This is a genomic window from Pseudomonas sp. HMSC067G02, from assembly GCF_001813485.1.
GTDB lineage: Bacteria > Pseudomonadota > Gammaproteobacteria > Pseudomonadales > Pseudomonadaceae > Pseudomonas > Pseudomonas aeruginosa.
This window is the reverse complement of record NZ_KV812632.1, coordinates 421,121-438,472: the sequence shown is the minus strand read 5'-3', so window position 1 is coordinate 438,472 and position 17,352 is coordinate 421,121. Positions and strand designations below refer to the sequence as shown.

Here is a 17,352-nt window from a genome sequence, read left to right as displayed (position 1 = left end):
CCTCAGGTGGCGGCGAAGCGCCGGTCCTGTTCCAGCACCCGCTCGACGAACACTGCCGCGGCCGGCGACAGGCTGCGGCCGGCACGGCTGACCAGACCGTAGGCGGAGCCCTTGGCGCGGGCGGGCTCGGCGCCGGCGGGCCAGGGCAGCAGCGCCAGGCGGCCGGCCTCGACGTCGGCGGCAACCACGTCCCAGGGCGCCAGGCTGATCAGCTCGCTGGAGCCGACCAGGCCCTTGAGCATCAGCACATCGTCGCACTGTATGCCGAGCGGTTCGTCGCGTTGCAGCAGGCGCGCCAGGTCGCCGCGGACTTCCGCGGGCAGACGCGGGCCGGCCAGCGGGTAATCGGCCAATTGCCCGGCGCTCGGCCGCTCCAGACCCAGCAGCGGATGGCCGGGGCGGCAGAAGAGTACGCCGGGATGCTCGCGTAGCGGGTGGATGCGCAACTGCGGATCGCCTTGCAGCTCGCGGATATCGGCGACGAAGAGTTCGACGGCGTCATCCAGCAGGCGCTGGCGTAGGGTCTGCCAGTCTTCGATGAGCAGTACGACGCGCACGCGTGGGTGGGCGCTGGAGAAACCGGCCAGTGCCTCGGGCAACAGCCGTGCGGCGGGGAAGGGACCGCCGCCCAGGCGTAGCTCGCCGCTGTCGAGATTGCCCAGTTGGCTTACCGCGTTGTGCAGTGCGCGATGCCCGGCCAGCAGGCGCCGAGCGTGTTCCAGCACCAGCCGGCCGTGGGCCGTGAGGGCCACGCCGCGGCTGCCGCGCTCCACCAGGGTGCAACCCAACTGTCCCTCCAGCGCCTGGATGCTGCGTGACAGCGCCGGCTGGCTGAGATTCACCGCTTCGGCGGCGCGGGCATAGTGGCCGTGCTCGGCGAGGGCGACGAAGTGGCGGAACTGGCGTAGATCGCTCATGCGGACTCCGCATCGAATGTGGACCTGGAATGCATTGGAATTATTGACGTGCCGCTCGGCATAGTGCCAGCCGAACCTCACAACAATAAAACGGAGCATCCGATGAGCCGTCTGCTCGCACTCCTGGCGCTCGCCCCGCTACTCGCCGGCGCCGCCGAACCCTCCGCGTCCAAGCCGCCCAGCGCCTTCACCGTCGAGGCCCAGCGGCGGGTCGAAGCGGAATTGCCGTTCGCCGACCGTGCCGACTTCGAGCGCGCCGAACGCGGCCTGATCCGGCGCCCGGAGCGGGTGCTCATCCGCAACCCCGACGGCAGCGTCGCCTGGCAGCTCGGCGGCTACGACTTCCTCCTCGACGGCAAGCCCCGGGACAGCATCAATCCCAGCCTGCAACGCCAGGCCCTGCTCAATCTCAAGTACGGCCTGTTCGAGGTTGCCGAGGGTATCTACCAGGTGCGCGGCTTCGACCTGGCCAACATCACCTTCATCCGCGGCGACAGCGGCTGGATCGTGGTCGACACCCTGACCACCCCGGCCACCGCCAGGGCGGCCTACGAGCTGGTCAGCCGCGAGCTGGGCGAGAGGCCGATCCGTACGGTGATCTACAGCCACGCCCACGCCGATCACTTTGGAGGCGTGCGCGGTCTGGTCGAGCCGCAGCAGGTCGCCAGCGGCGCGGTGCAGATCATCGCTCCGGCCGGCTTCATGGAGGCGGCGATCAAGGAGAACGTCCTGGCCGGCAACGCCATGATGCGCCGCGCCACCTACCAGTACGGCACGCAACTGCCCAAGGGGCCGCAGGGGCAGGTCGACATGGCCATCGGCAAGGGATTGGCGCGCGGACCGCTGAGCCTGCTGGCGCCGACCCGCCTGATCGAAGGCGAGGGCGAGGACCTGGTGCTGGACGGCGTGCCGTTCACCTTCCAGAACACGCCGGGCACCGAGTCGCCGGCGGAGATGAACATCTGGCTGCCGCGGCAGAAGGCCCTGCTGATGGCCGAGAACGTGGTCGGTACCCTGCACAACCTGTACACCCTGCGCGGCGCCGAGGTACGCGATGCGCTGGGCTGGAGCAAGTACATCAACCAGGCGCTGCATCGTTTCGGCAGGCAGGCCGAGGTGATGTTCGCGGTGCACAACTGGCCGCGCTGGGGCAACGCGGAGATCGTCGAGGTGCTGGAGAAGCAGCGCGACCTGTACGGCTACCTGCACGACCAGACCCTGCACCTGGCCAACCAGGGCGTGACCATCGGCCAGGTGCACAACCGCCTGCGCCTGCCGCCCAGCCTCGACCAGGAATGGTACGACCGCGGCTACCACGGCTCGGTCAGCCATAACGCACGGGCCGTGCTGAACCGCTACCTGGGCTACTACGACGGCAACCCGGCGACCCTCGACCCGCTCAGCCCGGAGGACTCGGCGGGCCGCTACGTGGAATACATGGGCGGCGCCGAGCGCCTGCTGGAGCAAGCGCGGGCGTCGTACGCCAGGGGCGAGTACCGCTGGGTGGTCGAGGTGGTCAACAGGCTGGTCTTCGCCGAGCCGGATAACCGGGCCGCGCGCGAGCTGCAGGCCGACGCCCTGGAGCAGCTCGGCTACCAGGCGGAGAACGCCGGCTGGCGCAACAGCTACCTCAGCGCCGCCTACGAACTGCGCCACGGCGTACCGCGCGACCAGCCGACGATGAAGGCCGGCAGCGCCGATGCCCTGGCGGCGATGGACACCGGCCTGCTGTTCGACTATCTCGGCGTGCGCCTGGACGCCGGCGCTGCGGAGGGCAAGGCGCTGAGCATCAACCTGCGCCTGCCGGACATCGGCGAGAACTACCTGCTGGAACTGAAGAACTCGCACCTGAACAACCTGCGCGGCGTGCAGAGCGAGGACGCCGGGCAGACCGTGAGCATCGACCGCGCCGATCTCAACCGGCTGCTGCTCAAGGAGGTATCGGCGGTACGCCTGGTCTTCGAGGGCAAACTGAAGAGTTCCGGCAATCCGCTGTTGCTGGGGCAACTGTTCGGCATGCTCGGCGACTTCGACTTCTGGTTCGATATCGTCACGCCGGCGGCGAAGTCCGAAGGCTGACGACGAAGGCGCCCGAGAGGGGCGCCTGGTCTTTTCAGTAGGCCACGGTGAAGCGCTGGCGATGATGACGGGGCTGCTCGGCCTCGTCGAGCATGGCTACCGCCAGGTCTTCCAGGGAAATCCGGCTCTCGCCCTTGGCGTCGAACAGGACCTGGTCGCCGCCGAGGCGGAACTTGCCGCTGCGCTGGCCGGGTTCGAGGAGCATCGCAGGGCTGAGGAACACCCAGTCCAGTCGTTGCTCGCCGCGCAGTTGGTCGAGGGCGTCGGCGGCGCCGAGGGCGCCCTGCTTCCACTGCTCGGGGAATTCCGGGCTGTCCACCAGGCGCTGGCCGGGGGCGATCTCCAGGCTCCCGGCGCCGCCGAGAACCAGCAGGCGCGGCACGCCGGAGCGTTTCACGCCGTCGAGAATGGCCTGGCTGCCGGCGGCGTGGCGGGCGCGGAGGTCGGCGCTGCCCCAGCCGCCGTTGAAAGCGCTGATGACCACCTCGTGGCCTGCCACGGCGCTGGCCACCTGGGCCGGGTCGCTGACGTCCGCCTGCACTACGCCGAGGCCGTCGCGCGCCGCCAGCTTGCTCGGGTCGCGGACCAGGGCGGTTACCGCGTGGCCGCGTTGCAGGGCTTCGTTGAGGAAATAGTGGCCGACGTGGCCGGTGGCGCCGATCAGGGCGATTTTCATGCTGCACCTTCCGTTCGAGAAATGCCGCAGAGCGGCGTCGATCAGCATCATCCGCCCTGCGCTCGCCGGGATAAACCGCTGCGAGGGGGATGCACTCGTTAGCCCAGCTTAATAATCAGACCTCCTCGCTGTCGCTCATCAGGGTCAGGCTGCGGGCCACGGCGAGGGCGATGAACAGGACCCCGATCACTCCTTCGCTGCCGGCCAGCAGGCGCGCCAGCGGGTTGATCGCCTGGATGTCGCCGTAGCCCACGGTGGTCAGGGTCACCAGGCTGTAGTAGACGAAGGTATCCAGGCCGAGTGCGCCATGGCTGGCGATGAAGCTGGCAGGCTGCATCTGTTCGACCATGTAGTAGGCGAGAGCGAAGGCCAGCGCCATCTGCAGGTAGAGCGCGCAGAGTCCGTAGAGCAGCTCGTGGGTCACCGGGCGCTCCTGGGTGACGCGGCGGAACAGCGCGGCGAACAGGGTCAGGTACAGCAGGATCAGGCTCAGCCCGCGCAGCAGGCCGGGCGGCAGGCTGGAGTAGGGACTGCTGAAGTCCGCAGTGGTGTACAGGGCCAGGCTGAACAGGCCGAAGAAGGCCGTCAGGTAGACCAGCGGGCTGCGTCTGCGCAAGGTGTTCATCCCGGCCAGCACCAGCAGCAGGAGGCTGCCGAGCACCCGTGGCTTGGTGCTCGACGGCAGGCCGAGGATCGCCGTGAACAGCACGGTGGAAAAGAACAGCAGGCGGAAACGGTAACGCAGCAGCAGGGCGTTCAAGGCGGGCTCCTCGCATCGTCGAATCGACCAGCCTGGGCGCGGACCCGCCTGCCTGTCTATTGGCCTTGTGTCGGATCGAACAATTTCTGCACCACGGAAAAGTCCCGCTCCGCATAGCCCTGCTTCAGCAACAGGCGGTACAGGCTCAGCGCCAGGCTGCCCATCGGCGTGCTGCTGGCGCTGGCCTGGGCGGCTTCCTGGGCCAGGCCGAGGTCCTTGGCCATCAACTGGGCCATGAAGCCGCCGCTGTAGTCGCGCGACGCCGGAGCGTTCTCCATCACCCCCGGCCAGGGGTTGTAGACTTCCAGCGCCCAGTTGCCGCCGGAGCTGCGGCGCATGATCTCGGCCAGCACCTTCGCCTCGAGGCCGTTGGCCACGCCCAGGGCCATGGCTTCTGCGGTACCGATCATCAGCACCGCGAGGAGTTGGTTGTTGCACACCTTGGCGACCTGGCCGGCGCCGTCGGGGCCGGCATGGAAGATGTTGCGACCCATGGCCTCGAACAGCGGCCGGGCCTTCTCCAGGGCTTCGGCGTCGCCGCCGACCATGAAGGTCAGGGTGCCGGCTGCCGCGCCGGCAGTGCCGCCGGACACCGGCGCGTCGAGCATCGCCAGGCCGCGCTCGCGGGCGGCGGCGTGGACCTTGCGCGCCGAGGTCGGGGCGATGGTCGAGCATTCCAGCACCAGGGTGCCGGGGGCGATGTGCGCGAGCAAGCCATCGTCGTCGAGGTACAGGCCTTCGACGTGCTGGCTGGCCGGCAGCATGCTGATGACCACGTCGGCGCCCTGCACCGCGTCGCGGGCGCTGCGGGCGGCGCTGGCGCCGGCGGCGACCAGGCCGTCGACGGCGCTCTGCACCAGGTCGAAGACGTTCAGCAGGTAGCCGGCCTTGAGCAGGTTGGTGGCCATCGGCGCGCCCATGTGGCCGAGGCCGATGAAGGCGATCTGTTTCATGGAGCTCCTCCTATGGTGGCCGCGAGGCCTCTTGGGGATGCTGTGAAACAGCTTAGACGCTATGGACGTGGCGGGCCCGCGCCCTCCTTCGGCAGAGGGCGGCGCGGCGGATCAGAGCCCCGCCAGCGGATGCTCGCCCTCCCAGGTCGGCTCGAAGTGCGCCTCGATCACCGCCTGCGGGATCGATTCCACCTGCGGCCAATGCCAGTTCGGTGCGTTGTCGCGATCGATCAGCCTTGCGCGTACCCCCTCGGCGAAGTCCGGATGGCGTGTGCAGTTCAGGCTCATGGCGTATTCCAGGCGGAACACCTCGGCCAGCGACAGGTAGCGCGCACGCTCGATCTGCTGCCAGACCAGATGCGCGGTCATCGGGCAGCCCTCGGCCAGGGTCTTCGCGCCACGCGCAAGCAGCGGGTCGGCGTCGTCGCGCAGCGCCACCAGCGCCTGCCAGGCGCTCGCCAGGTCCGGCTGGTCGAGCAGTGCGTCCAGGCGCGGCCGGCGCGGGAGCAACTGGGCCTCCGGCAGTTCGCCGCGGGCCTCGTGTTCGAGGGCGCGAAGCAGGCTGTGAAGTTGCACCTGGGGCGACTCGTTCCAGTTCATCTGCACCAGGCCGGCGAGCAGGGCGTCCTGCTGGTCGTCGAGAAGGAAGCGGTCGGCCAGGTCGAGGTCGAGAGCGTCGCGGGCGTTCATCTGCGCCGCGCTCAGGCCGAGGAACAGGCCGAGCCTGCCGGGCAGGCGGGCGAGGAACCAGCTGGCGCCGACGTCCGGGTACAGGCCGATGCCGATCTCCGGCATCGCCAGGCGGCTGGACGGGGTGACGATGCGAATCCCGGCACCCTGCATCAGCCCCATGCCGCCGCCCATTACATAGCCGTGGGCCCAGCAGATGAAGGGTTTCGGGTAGGTGTGGATGCGGTAGTCGAGGCGGTATTCATCGGCGAAGAAGCGTCGCGCCAGGGCCGGTACCTCGCCGGGTTGCTCACGGCAGGCGTCCACCAGCTTGCGCACGTCGCCGCCGGCGCAAAAGGCCTTGGCGCCGTTGCCGCGCAACAGCACGCAGGCGATGCCGGCGTCCTCGGCCCAGGCGTCGAGTTTCGCCGCCAGGGCCTCGATCATCGGCAGGGACAGGGCGTTCAGGCTCTTTTCCGCATCCAGGGTGGCAATGCCGATGCGGAAGCCATGCAGGCTCGGGCGTTCTTCGAAAAGCACGTTCATGTCGGGGCTCTCGGCTCGGGCGGGCTGTGGCGCAGCCCGCCGGGTTCGATGGGAAGGCTCAGCAGTTGCGCCACTTGGGATCGCGCTTCTCGAGGAAGGCGTTGACCCCTTCGCGGGTGTCCTGGGCGTCGAACAGATCGACGAAGCGCTCGCGCTCCTCCGGCAGCCAGGTGTTCGGCGCGCGTTCGCGGGCACCCTGGATCAGCGGCTTGATGGTGCGGATCGCCACCGGGCTCTGGCGTGCCACCTTGGCCGCCAGCAGCAGGGCGGCGCCGCGCGCCTCGCCGCTGTCCACCACCTGTTCGACCAGGCCGATGCGCAGGGCGGTTTCCGCATCCACCCGCTCGTTGCAGAGGATCATCCGCTTGGCCCAGCCTTCGCCCACCAGCCAGGGCAGCGCCTGGGTCCCGCCGGCGCAGGGCAGCAGGCCCACCGCGGCCTCCGGCAGGGCCATCTGCGCCTGGCGCTCGGCGATGCGGATGTCGCAGGCGAGGGCGCACTCCAGGCCGCCGCCCATGGCGTAGCCGTTGATCGCCGCGATCGACACCCCGCGGAAATCGCGCAGCGCCTCGAAGGCTTCGCCGAAGCGGCGGGCCATCTCGCGAGCGCGGGCCTTGTCGCCGTCGGCGAACATGTTCAGGTCGGCGCCGGCGGAGAAGAACTTCGGCCCCTGGCCGGTCACTACCAGGGCGTAGATATCGTCGTCGCGGTTGAGGTGCTCGATCAGTTGGCGCAGGCCGATCAGCGAGTCGCGGTCCCAGGTGTTGGCCGGCGGGTGGTTGATGGTGATCAGCGCGGTGTGCCCGTGCTTTTCCACGGTGAGCTTGTGGGTCAGGTCGAAGGAGGAAGCCTTGTAGGGTTCGACGGCAGTGTTCATGAAGTCCCTCACTGGATCATGGGCCGGGGCGTCCCGGCACTATCGGATGCGATGGTTCGCGGCGTTCACAGCAGGCGATCGAGCATGCCGCCCTGCTCCAGCAGGCGGCGGGCGACGATCACCCGCATGATTTCGTTGGTGCCTTCGAGGATCTGGTGCACGCGGGTGTCGCGTACCCAGCGCTCCAGCGGATAATCGTTGAGATAGCCGTAGCCGCCGTGCAGTTGCAAGGCCTCGTTGCAGACATCGAAGCAGCGGTCGGTGGCGAAGCGCTTGGCCATTGCGCAGTACAGGGTCGCCTCGGCGTCGCCGCGGTCCAGCCGATGGGCGCCGAGGCGGACCATCTGGCGGCTGGCGGTGAGTTCGGTGAGCATGTCGGCGAGCTTGAACTGCAAGGCCTGGAAGGTCGCCAGCGGCTTGCCGAACTGCTCGCGCTCCTCGACGTAGCGCATCGACTGCTCCAGCGCCGCCTGGGCGGCGCCCAGGGAACAACTGGCGATGTTCAGGCGGCCGCCGTCGAGGCCTTTCATGGCATAGACGAAGCCCTGGCCCTCCGGGCCGATGCGGTTGCCGGCGGGGATGCGCACGCCTTCGAAGGTGATGGTGCGGGTCGGCTGCGCGCGCCAGCCCATCTTGTCCTCGTTGCGGCCGTAGCGGATGCCGGGCGCGTCGGCCGGCACCAGGAAGCAGGAGATGCCCCTGGCGCCGTCCTCGCCGGTGCGCGCCATGACGATCAGCACCTGGGTGCTGCCGGCGCCGGAAATGAAGCACTTGCTGCCGTCCAGCACGTATTCGTCGCCCTCGCGGCGGGCGCGGGTGCGCAGGCGCGCGGCGTCGGAGCCGGCATCGGGCTCGGTCAGGCAATAGGAGGCGAGCGACTCGCCGCCGATCAGGCCGGGCAGCCAGGCCTCCTTCAGCGCCGCGTCGCCGAACGAGGCGAGCATCCAGGCGGCCATGTTGTGGATGCTGATGTAGGCGGTAGTGGCCACGCAGCCGGCGGCCAGTTGCTCGAAGATCAGCGAGGTGGACAGCCGCGACAGGTCCAGGCCGCCGTCTTCCTCGGCGATGTACAGGCCGAGGTAGCCCTGTTCGGCGGCGGCGCGGATGACTTCCACCGGGAAGTGATGGTCGCGGTCCCAGTCGGCCGCCTTCGGCGCCAGTTCGTGGCGGGCGAAGGCGCGGGCGCTCTCCACCAGCAGGCGTTGTTCTTCGGTGAGGTCGAAATCCATAGGTCCTCGGGTCACTTGAGATGGATGGTCATGTTCGGGCCGGCCGACGATTCGTCGGTCGTCGGTTCATCGTCGAACCAGCGGCTGGTGACGGTCTTGGTCTCGGTATAGAAGCGCACCGCCTGCTTGCCGTAGGCGTGCAGGTCGCCGTAGAAGGAACCCTTCCAGCCGGTGAAGGAGAAGAACGGCAGCGGTACCGGGATCGGCACGTTGATCCCCACCTGGCCGACCTGCACCGCGTGCTGGTAGCGCCGAGCGGCGCCGCCGGAGCGGGTGAACAGGCTGGTGCCGTTGCCATAGGGATTGGCGTTGACCAGGGCAATCGCCTCTTCCAGGGTATCGACCTCCAGGCAAGCCAGCACCGGGCCGAAGATCTCCTCGCGGTACAGGCCCATCTTCGGCGTCACTGCGCGGAACAGGGTGGGACCGAGCCAGTTGCCGTTGGGATAGCCTTCGACCTGGCACTGCGAGCCGTCGAGCAGGCACTCGGCGCCTTCTGCCTTGCCTTCGGCGATCAGGCGCAGCACGCGCTGGCGCGCCTGCGGGCTGATCAGCGGACCATAGGCGGCGTCCGGGTCCTGCCAGTGGCCGGGGCGCAGGGCGGCCATCCGCTCGGCCAGCTCGGGAATCCACTCGCGCGCCGCGCCGACGAACACCGCCGCGCTGATCGCCATGCAGCGCTGGCCGGCGGCGCCGCAGCTGGCGCCGACCAGGTTGCCGAGGACCTGGGCCTTGTTCGCGTCGGGGAGGATCACCATGTGGTTCTTCGCCCCGGCGAAGGCCTGCACCCGCTTCAGGTGCGCGGTGCCGGTGCGGTACACGTGCTGGCCGACGGCGACCGAGCCGACGAAGGAAATCGCCCGGATGTCCGGGTGGGTGAGGAGGGCATCGACCTGCTCGCGGCCGCCATGGATCACCTGCAGCACGCCCTTCGGCGCGCCGGCCTCGAGGAACAGCTCGGCGAGGCGGTTGGGTGTCAGCGGATCCTGTTCGGAGGGCTTGAGGACGAAGGTGTTGCCGCAGGCGATGGCCAGCGGGAACATCCACAGCGGGATCATCGCCGGGAAATTGAACGGGGTGATCCCGGCGCACACGCCGAGGGGCTGGATCCAACTGGCGGTGTCGATCTCGCGGGCGACGTTTTCCACCGTCTCGCCCATCATCAGGCTGGCCACGTTGGCGGCGTGTTCGACCACCTCGATGCCGCGCCACACGTCGCCCTTGGCATCGGCGAGGTTCTTGCCGGTCTCCCGGGCCAGCAGTTCGCCGAGTTCGTCGTGGTGTTCCTTGAGCAGGTGCTGGTAGCGCAGCATCAACCGCGCTCGCTCGGGAGCCGGGACTTCGCGCCAGGTCTCGAAGGCGCGCTGGGCGCTGGCGATGGCCTGCTCGATCTCGTCGGCGGTGGCCTTCGGCGCCAGCGCGAGGACGTCCTGGGTCGCCGGATCGGTGACTTCGATCAGTTCGCGGGAACGGCTGCCGCGCCATTCGCCGTCGATCAGCTGGGGGATTGCCTTGGCCATCGTCGCCTCCGCTTCCCGGTGGACCGGGATGTTGTTTTGAGTCGTTATAGCCGGCCGCAAGCCGCCTGTGGATTGACGATCTTGCGCAAGGGATGGACGATCTTGGGATTCAGACTGCCGAGTCGCGTCGCCGTGAAGCGTTCCGTACAGACCTCCGCCTGGCCCCTGCCCAACCAGGGGGTGCGTTTCATCACGCCGCCCCGCCTGCGTCGCGCCCTGGCCCGCCATCCGCTCGGCCAGGCCTGCTACCCACTGGCCCTCGGCTACTACCCGGAGGCGCATGGCCACCACATGCAGCGGCGCGCGCCGGACGACCATCTGTTGATCTACTGCCGTGCCGGACGCGGCTGGCTGGAGTGCGCCGACGAGCGCGTCGAGGTCGGCGGCGGCGACCTGCTGGTCCTGCCCAAGGGCCTGGAACATGCCTACGGCGCCGACCCGCAGCGGCCCTGGAGCATCTACTGGGTACATTTCGAAGGCCTCCTGGCGGAGGACTTCCTGCGTCCGCTGGGCAGCGCTCCGCGCCTGCGCCTGGGCATGCAGCCGCGCCTGCTGGCGGAGTTCGACGCGCTGCTGGCGCTGCGCCGCCAGGGCCTCAGCCTGCCGCACTTCATCCATGCCGCGCACCTGTTGCAGGGCCTGCTCACCTCGCTGGCGGTGCGTCCGGCGCGGGCCAGCCTGAAGTCCGGGCGGGTGCTGGACATCGATGCGGTGCAGGCGCTGATGCGCGCGCACCTGCACGACAGCCTCAACCTCGACGAGCTGGCGGCGCAGTTCAAGCTGTCGCGCTTCCATTTCGCCAAGACCTACCGCGCCCTGACCGGCCAGGCGCCGATCCAGGACTTCATCCAGATGAAGATGGCCCACGCCTGCCGCCTGCTCGACGAGGGCGCGCTGGAGGTGCGGCAGATCGCCGAGCAGCTCGGCTACGCCGATCCCTATTACTTCTCGCGGCTGTTCCGCAAGGTGGTGGGCATGGCGCCCAGTCACTACCGGGCGCTGCACCAGGGCTAGTGCTCCGGGCATAATGCTGCCTCCGGCCCGTGGGCCGAGACCGACAAGGATCGTCGATGCGCAAACCCCTATCGCTCTACCACCCCTGGCTCTACTGGCTGCGGGTCTGGCAACGACGTCTCTGGCGGCACTGCCGCTGGCGTCTTGGCGGCCGTCGCTACGTGCGGCTGCCATCGGTCGACGAGCGCCTGCCGTACCGCTACATCAAGCACACCTCGAAGTTGATCCGCCGCCTCGGCGACAGCGACCTCGCCCTGCAACGCAACAAGGTGGTCAACCTGCGCCTGGCGGTGGACTGCATGAACGGCGTGCGCATCGGCCCCGGCGAGTACTTCTCGTTCTGCCGGCTGGTCGGTCGGCCCAGCGCCCGGCGTGGCTTCGTCGAAGGCATGGAGTTGTCCTTCGGTGAGGCGCGCAGCGGAATCGGCGGCGGCATCTGCCAACTGAGCAACCTGATCCACTGGATGGCCCTGCATTCGCCGCTGCGCGTGGTGGAGCGGGCCAACCACAGCTTCGACCCGTTTCCCGACGAGGGACGGATCCTGCCGTTCGGCTCGGGCGCGGCGATCTTCTACAACTTCATCGACCTGGTGCTGCACAATCCGACGGCGGATACCTTCCAGTTGCGCTTCCATATCGCCGCCCACCAACTGGAAGGCGAACTGCTGTGCAGTGCGCCGCGCCCTGTGCGCTACCACGTCTACGAGAGGGCCCAGCGTTTTGTCCGCGACGGCGAGGCAGTGCTGAGGCTCAACGAGATCTGGCGCGACATCCGGGGAAAGGGCCAGGCCGGCACCTTGCTGGCCAGCGAGTGCCTGTACCGCAACCGGGTGCGCGTGAAGTATCCGGTGGAAGAGGCCCGCCTGTCCCGAGATTGACAAGCGCGGCGCGCTTTTCTACGGTTCCGCGGCCACAGGCTGTCGGCGACCTTCTGAAAAAGGCCGGACGACTTTTTCAGTACCGAGACAGGGGGTTCCATGACCGATAACGACGACCGCATCAAGCTCGAGGCGAGCTGGAAGGAAGCGCTGCGCGAGGAATTCGACAAGCCCTACATGAAGCAACTGGGCGAGTTCCTGCGCCAGGAGAAAGCCGCCGGCAAGGCGATCTTCCCGCCCGGGCCGTTGATCTTCAACGCGCTGAACACCACGCCGCTGGAGAACGTCAAGGTGGTGATCATCGGCCAGGATCCCTACCACGGGCCGGGCCAGGCCCACGGCCTGTGCTTCTCGGTGCAGCCCGGCGTGCCGACGCCGCCGTCCTTGCAGAACATCTACAAGGAACTCAACCGCGACCTGAACATCCCGATTCCCAACAACGGCTACCTGCAGCGCTGGGCGGAGCAGGGCGTGCTGTTGCTCAACACCTCGCTGACCGTCGAGCAGGCCAAGGCCGGCTCCCACGCCAATGCCGGCTGGCAGCCGTTCACCGACCGCGTCATCGAGGTGGTCAACGAGCGTTGCGAGCGCCTGGTGTTCCTGCTCTGGGGCAGCCACGCGCAGAGCAAGCAGAAGCTGATCGACCCACAGCGTCACCTGATCCTCAAGTCGGCGCACCCGTCGCCGTTGTCGGCCTACCGCGGTTTCCTCGGCAACGGTCACTTCAGCCGCACCAACAAGTTCCTCGAGCAGAACGGCAAGACGCCTATCGACTGGTCGCTGCCGGACCTCTGACCACTGTCGCCCAGCTCTTCACATGGCGGGCGCCGCTGTGTGCCCTCTGGCCGCGCGCGGAATAAAAAAGCCCGCACGAGGCGGGCTGGAAAACGCCACACATCCAGTGTGGCGGCGTGGCTCGATCAGCCGGCGCGCTTCCTCCAGTAGCGGAAGCACGGCTCGGCGAGGAACAGCACCAGCAATAGCCGCAGTACCTGCAAGGCGGTGACCAGCGGCACCGAGAGCTGCAAGGCTTCGGCGGTCAGGCTCAGCTCGGCGATGCCGCCGGGCATCATGCCGAGCATCAGCGACTGGTGGTCGAGGGTGGTCAGCCAGCCGAGCAACTCGGCGGCGAGCGCCGCGGCGAACATCATCCACAGCGTGCAGACCAGGGTACGACTGACGAAGGCTGGAGCGCTGCGGAAGAAACTGCGGTTGAAATGGCAACCCAGGGCGCTGCCGATCAGCCATTGGCCGACGCCGCTGGAACCGGCCGGCAGGCCGATATGCAGGTCGAAGCCGAGGCTGACGCTGGCCGCCAGCAGCAGCGGGCCGAGTAGCCAGGGATTGGGTTGGCGCAACTTCTGCCAGCCCAGCGCGACCAGCGCCCCGGCCGGGAACAGCAGGGCCAGCCAGCGCCAGTCCACCGGCGCGGCCTGGTGCGGGCCCGGCTGGCCGCCGCCGAGCAGGTACTGGAACGCCGCCGGCACCAGCAGCACCACCAGCAACAGGCGCAGGCTCTGCGCTGCGGCGACGCGGCTGAGCACCGCGCCGTGGCGCTGCCCGAGGTTGACCATCTCGCTGGCGCCGCCGGGCATGCTGGCGAAGAACGCGGTGGCGCGGTCCTCGCCGCTGCGGCGCATGAAGGCGATCGCCAGTACGCTGGAAAGCGTGGTGGCCACGGCGCCGAAAACGATGATCGCGCTGTGCGCCAGCACTTGCTCGATCACTGCCGGAGTGAAGTGCAGGCCGATGCCGATGCCGACGATCCATTGCCCGCACTTGCGTGCCCCCGGCACTTCGGCCAGCGGCAGGTCGGCCAGGCAGCGCACCAGCATCACCGCCAGCAGCGAGCCGATCATCCACGGCAGCGGCCAGCCGACCAGGCTTGCCAGCCAGCCGCCAAGGGCGCCGACCAACGGCGTCGCCCAGTACAGCCTCCAGGTGACGCGCTCAGGCATCGGCCAGCCCTGTCGTGCGACGGGCCGCGCGGCGGCGCCAGGCGCGGACCAGCGGCAACAGCAGCATCACCACCACCAGGGCCCAGGTCACCAGGCTGATCGGGCTCGACCAGAGGATGCCCAGTTCGCCGTTGGAGATCGACAGCGCGCGGCGCAGGTTCTGTTCCATCAGCCCGCCGAGGATGAAGCCCAGCAGCAGCGGCGAGAGCGGGAAGTCGAGCTTGCGCAGGATGTAGCCGAGCACGCCGATGCCGACCATCAGGAACAGGTCGAAGGTAGTCGCGTGCACGCCGTACACGCCGATCCCGGTGATGATCGCGATGGCCGGCACCAGGGCCCAGTTCGGCACCGCGAGGATGCGGGTGAACACACGGACCATCGGCACGTTGAGGATGATCAGCATGACGTTGGCGATGAACAGCGAGGCGATCAGGCCCCAGACGATGTCCGGTTGCTGCTGGAACAGCAGCGGGCCGGGAGTGATGTTGTACAGGGTCAGGGCGCCGATCATCACCGCAGTGGTGCCCGAACCGGGCACGCCGAGGGTCAGCATCGGCACCATGGCGCCGCAGGCCGCGCCGCCAATGGCGGTCTCCGGGGCAGCGAGGCCGCGCATGTCGCCCTTGCCGAACTCGCCCTTGGCGCCGGCCAGCTTCTTCTCGGTCATGTAGGCCACGGCGCTGGCCAGGGTCGCGCCGGCGCCGGGCAGCACGCCCATGACGAAGCCGAGCACGCCGCAGCGCAGGTTGACCAGGAATACGCTGGCGGCTTCCTTGAAGTTGAACATCATCCGCCCGGTGGCCTTGACCGCTTCCTGGCCGTGGTGGGTCTTTTCCAGCAGCAGGAGAATCTCGCTGACCGAGAACAGACCCAGTACCAGGACCACGAACTGGATGCCGTCGGCGAGGTGGATGCTGTCCCCGGTGAAGCGGTACACGCCGCTGTTGGCGTCGATCCCGACGCAGGACAGGAACAGCCCGAGCAACGCCGCCAGCAGCGTCTTCAGTGGCTTGTCGCCGGCCATGCCGCCGAGGCAGACGATGGCGAAGACCATCAGTACGAAGTATTCCGCCGGACCGAAGGCGATCGCCCACTTGGCCAGCAGCGGGGCGAACAGGACCATCCCGCAGGTGGCGATGAAGGCGCCGATGAAGGAACTCCAGGCCGACAGCGACAGGGCCACGCCGGCCAGGCCCTTGCGTGCCATCGGGTAGCCGTCGAGGGTGGTCATCACGGTCGAGGCTTCGCCGGGGATGTTGAGCAGGATCGAGCTGATCCGCCCGCCGTACTCGCAGCCCAGGTACACGGCGGCGAGCAGGATCAGCGCGGTTTCCGGCGGCAGGCCCAGGGCGAAGGCCACCGGGATCAGCAGCGCCACGCCGTTGATCGGGCCGAGGCCCGGCAGCAGGCCGACGATAGTGCCGATCAGGGTGCCGATCAGCGCGGTGATCAGGTTGGTCGGGGTCATCGCGACGCCGAAGCCCTGGCCGAGGTAGTTCAAGGTTTCCATCGCGAAGTCCTCACAGCGGCAGGAAGTCGAGAACGCCCAGCGGCAGCGGGACGTCCAGGGCGCGGTCGAACAGCCAGTAGAGGCCGATCCCGAGCAGGCTGGCGGTGATCACCGCGGGCAGTGGCCGGGCGCCGTAGAGAATGGCCATGCAGGAGCCGACCAGGGCGGCGCTGAGGATGAAACCGAGCGCTTCGAACAGACCGGCGAACACCAGCAGCAGGGCGATGCAGGCGAGCACCTTGAGCAGCACGGCGCCGCTCAGCGGCTGTTCGTCCTCGGCGTGGCGGATCGGCGTCGGCCGCACGATCAACCAGGCCAGGCCGGCGCCCATCAGCGCCAGGCAGAGCAGCGGGTAGGCGCGCGGGCCGACCGGTTCGTAGGAAAACGGCGCCTGGTAACGCCAGCCGGCGACCGCCAGGCCGACGCAGGCGAGCAGCCAGAGCCCGGCGAACAGGCGCTGGTACAGGTTGGAACGGGTCATGGGACTATCCTCGTGGCGCGGCCGGGGCCCGGCCGCGCGCGGGCTGGCTTACTGGATCAGGCCGAAGTCCTTGGCCAGTTGCTTGTACTGCTGGACCTGCTGCTTCACGTAGCCGTCGAGTTCCTCGCCGGTCATGGCGAAGGGGAACAGCTCGCGCTGGTCGCGCAGCTTGGCGAAGTCCTCGGAGGCCAGCAGTTGGTCGAAGGCGTTCTTCCACCAGGCGTAGTCTTCGTCGCTGACCTTCGGCCCGAGGTAGAACCCGCGAACTACCGGCCAGACGATGTCGTAGCCCTGTTCCTTGGCGGTGGGGATGTTGGCCATCGCCGCCTCCGGCAGGCGTTCTTCGGAGAACACCGCGAGCAGGCGCATGTCGCCGCTGAGGATGTGCGGCATGGAGTCGGAAATGTCGGTGCTGCCGACCTGGATGTGCCCGCCGAGCAGCGCGGTGGCGATCTCGCCGCCGCCTTCCAGGGCCACGTAGCGCAGGTCGCGCGGATTGATCCCGGCGGCCTTGGCGATCAGCGCGGTCTGCATCCAGTCCTGGCTGCCGACGGTGCCGCCGGAGCCGATCACCACCTTGCTCGGGTCGGCCTTGAGCGCCTTCACCAGGTCGTCGAGGTTCTTGTAGGGCGAATCGGTGCGCACCGCGATGGCGCCGTAGCTGGTGCCGATGGCGGCCAGCCATTTCACCGCGTTCTCGTCGAAGCGGCCGAACTTGCCCTGGGCCAGGTTCAGCAGCGAGCCGCTGGAGAAGGCGGTGATGGTGCCGGCGTCGCCCGGGCGTTGGGCGACCACCGCGTTATAGGCGACCGCGCCGACGCCGCCGGGCATGTAGGTGACACGCATCGGCTTGCTCAGCAGCTTGGCCTCGACCAGGGCGCTCTGCGCCAGCTTGCAGGTGAGGTCGAAACCGCCGCCGGGGGACGCCGGGGCGATGCATTCGGGACGCTTGGGTTCGGCCACGGCGGCGCCGGCCAGCAGCAGGCCGGCGGCAACCAAGGCGAGGGGACGAAAAGACAGTTTCATCATCATCGGTGCTCCTGTGGAGTTCTTGTTCTGGCTTACCAGATCGGCAGGGTATAGCTGACGATCAGGCGGTTCTCATCGATGTCGCGGGTGAAATTGGAACGGAAGGTCGCGTTGCGCCAGCGGATTCCGAGGTTCTTCAGCGCGCCGCTCTGGAACACGTACTGCAGTTCGGTGTTGCGTTCCCATTCGCGGCCTTCGCCGCTCTGCCCGGCGAGTTCGACATTGTCGCCCTTGACGTAGCGGGTCATGAAGGTCA

Annotated in this window: 17 protein-coding genes; 4 read left to right on the top strand and 13 right to left on the bottom strand. The window is 68.5% G+C overall.

All coding sequences use genetic code 11. From position 1 onward, the window contains the following. Positions 1–2: 2 nt before the first annotated feature. Positions 3–917 carry a LysR family transcriptional regulator gene (locus tag HMPREF2914_RS06060; protein WP_023092195.1) on the bottom strand — a complete coding sequence of 305 codons (915 nt, stop codon included), beginning with the start codon at positions 915–917 and terminating at the stop codon, positions 3–5. Positions 918–1,019: 102 nt separating this feature from the next. Here HMPREF2914_RS06060 and HMPREF2914_RS06055 point away from each other — a divergent pair, with 102 nt between their 5' ends. Beyond that, entirely contained in the window at positions 1,020–2,996 is a 1,977-nt protein-coding gene (locus tag HMPREF2914_RS06055) for an alkyl/aryl-sulfatase (RefSeq protein WP_003085484.1), read from the top strand. Between the two features lie 34 nt (positions 2,997–3,030). Here HMPREF2914_RS06055 and HMPREF2914_RS06050 read toward each other — a convergent pair whose 3' ends face one another. The 7 genes from HMPREF2914_RS06050 to HMPREF2914_RS06020 all read right to left on the bottom strand — a co-directional run bounded on the left by HMPREF2914_RS06050 (position 3,031) and on the right by HMPREF2914_RS06020 (position 10,226). Then, entirely contained in the window at positions 3,031–3,672 is a 642-nt protein-coding gene (locus tag HMPREF2914_RS06050) for an NAD(P)-dependent oxidoreductase (RefSeq protein WP_003098346.1), read from the bottom strand. A gap of 115 nt (positions 3,673–3,787) precedes the next feature. Further along, positions 3,788–4,432 carry a potassium channel family protein gene (locus HMPREF2914_RS06045; protein ID WP_003085490.1) on the bottom strand — a complete coding sequence of 215 codons (645 nt, stop codon included), beginning with the start codon at positions 4,430–4,432 and terminating at the stop codon, positions 3,788–3,790. A 56-nt stretch (positions 4,433–4,488) separates the two neighbouring features. Continuing rightward, positions 4,489–5,385 carry a 3-hydroxyisobutyrate dehydrogenase gene (gene mmsB, locus HMPREF2914_RS06040; protein WP_003116513.1) on the bottom strand — a complete coding sequence of 299 codons (897 nt, stop codon included), beginning with the start codon at positions 5,383–5,385 and terminating at the stop codon, positions 4,489–4,491. 111 nt (positions 5,386–5,496) lie between these two features. Continuing rightward, a complete protein-coding gene (locus HMPREF2914_RS06035) occupies positions 5,497–6,600 on the bottom strand; it encodes an enoyl-CoA hydratase/isomerase family protein (protein WP_003114169.1) in 1,104 nt (367 codons plus the stop codon). Between the two features lie 58 nt (positions 6,601–6,658). After that, complete coding sequence (locus HMPREF2914_RS06030) at positions 6,659–7,477, bottom strand: enoyl-CoA hydratase (protein ID WP_003085498.1); 819 nt, start codon at positions 7,475–7,477, stop codon at positions 6,659–6,661. Between the two features lie 65 nt (positions 7,478–7,542). Then, the gene (locus tag HMPREF2914_RS06025) at positions 7,543–8,706 is read right to left on the bottom strand and encodes an isobutyryl-CoA dehydrogenase (RefSeq protein ID WP_070702809.1); all 1,164 of its coding nucleotides are present in this window, start codon (positions 8,704–8,706) and stop codon (positions 7,543–7,545) included. An 11-nt stretch (positions 8,707–8,717) separates the two neighbouring features. Continuing rightward, positions 8,718–10,226 (bottom strand): CoA-acylating methylmalonate-semialdehyde dehydrogenase, encoded by a 1,509-nt coding sequence (locus HMPREF2914_RS06020; protein ID WP_003085501.1) that lies wholly within the window; start codon positions 10,224–10,226, stop codon positions 8,718–8,720. A 132-nt stretch (positions 10,227–10,358) separates the two neighbouring features. Between HMPREF2914_RS06020 and HMPREF2914_RS06015 the strand changes: the two genes are divergently transcribed. The 3 genes from HMPREF2914_RS06015 (at position 10,359) to ung (ending at position 12,913) form a co-directional block, all read left to right on the top strand. Beyond that, positions 10,359–11,240, top strand: a complete 882-nt coding sequence (locus tag HMPREF2914_RS06015) for an AraC family transcriptional regulator (protein WP_010793852.1) — start codon at positions 10,359–10,361, stop codon at positions 11,238–11,240. Between the two features lie 56 nt (positions 11,241–11,296). Then, positions 11,297–12,118 (top strand): VanW family protein, encoded by an 822-nt coding sequence (locus HMPREF2914_RS06010; protein WP_023092194.1) that lies wholly within the window; start codon positions 11,297–11,299, stop codon positions 12,116–12,118. A gap of 99 nt (positions 12,119–12,217) precedes the next feature. Continuing rightward, entirely contained in the window at positions 12,218–12,913 is a 696-nt protein-coding gene (gene ung / locus HMPREF2914_RS06005; RefSeq protein WP_003085510.1) for a uracil-DNA glycosylase, read from the top strand. Between the two features lie 125 nt (positions 12,914–13,038). Here the strand turns inward: ung and HMPREF2914_RS06000 are convergent, their stop codons facing one another. The 5 genes from HMPREF2914_RS06000 to HMPREF2914_RS05980 all read right to left on the bottom strand — a co-directional run. After that, positions 13,039–14,076 (bottom strand): AbrB family transcriptional regulator, encoded by a 1,038-nt coding sequence (locus tag HMPREF2914_RS06000; protein WP_003134364.1) that lies wholly within the window; start codon positions 14,074–14,076, stop codon positions 13,039–13,041. Further along, positions 14,069–15,586 carry a tripartite tricarboxylate transporter permease gene (locus HMPREF2914_RS05995; protein ID WP_003110251.1) on the bottom strand — a complete coding sequence of 506 codons (1,518 nt, stop codon included), beginning with the start codon at positions 15,584–15,586 and terminating at the stop codon, positions 14,069–14,071. The genes HMPREF2914_RS06000 and HMPREF2914_RS05995 overlap by 8 nt, the downstream gene beginning before the upstream one ends. A gap of 10 nt (positions 15,587–15,596) precedes the next feature. Continuing rightward, the gene (locus tag HMPREF2914_RS05990) at positions 15,597–16,067 is read right to left on the bottom strand and encodes a tripartite tricarboxylate transporter TctB family protein (RefSeq protein WP_003085516.1); all 471 of its coding nucleotides are present in this window, start codon (positions 16,065–16,067) and stop codon (positions 15,597–15,599) included. A gap of 48 nt (positions 16,068–16,115) precedes the next feature. Beyond that, the gene (locus tag HMPREF2914_RS05985) at positions 16,116–17,099 is read right to left on the bottom strand and encodes a tripartite tricarboxylate transporter substrate binding protein (protein WP_003085519.1); all 984 of its coding nucleotides are present in this window, start codon (positions 17,097–17,099) and stop codon (positions 16,116–16,118) included. A 29-nt stretch (positions 17,100–17,128) separates the two neighbouring features. Beyond that, a partial coding sequence (locus HMPREF2914_RS05980) for an OprD family outer membrane porin (protein WP_049262889.1) occupies positions 17,129–17,352 on the bottom strand: 224 nt, incomplete at its 5' end.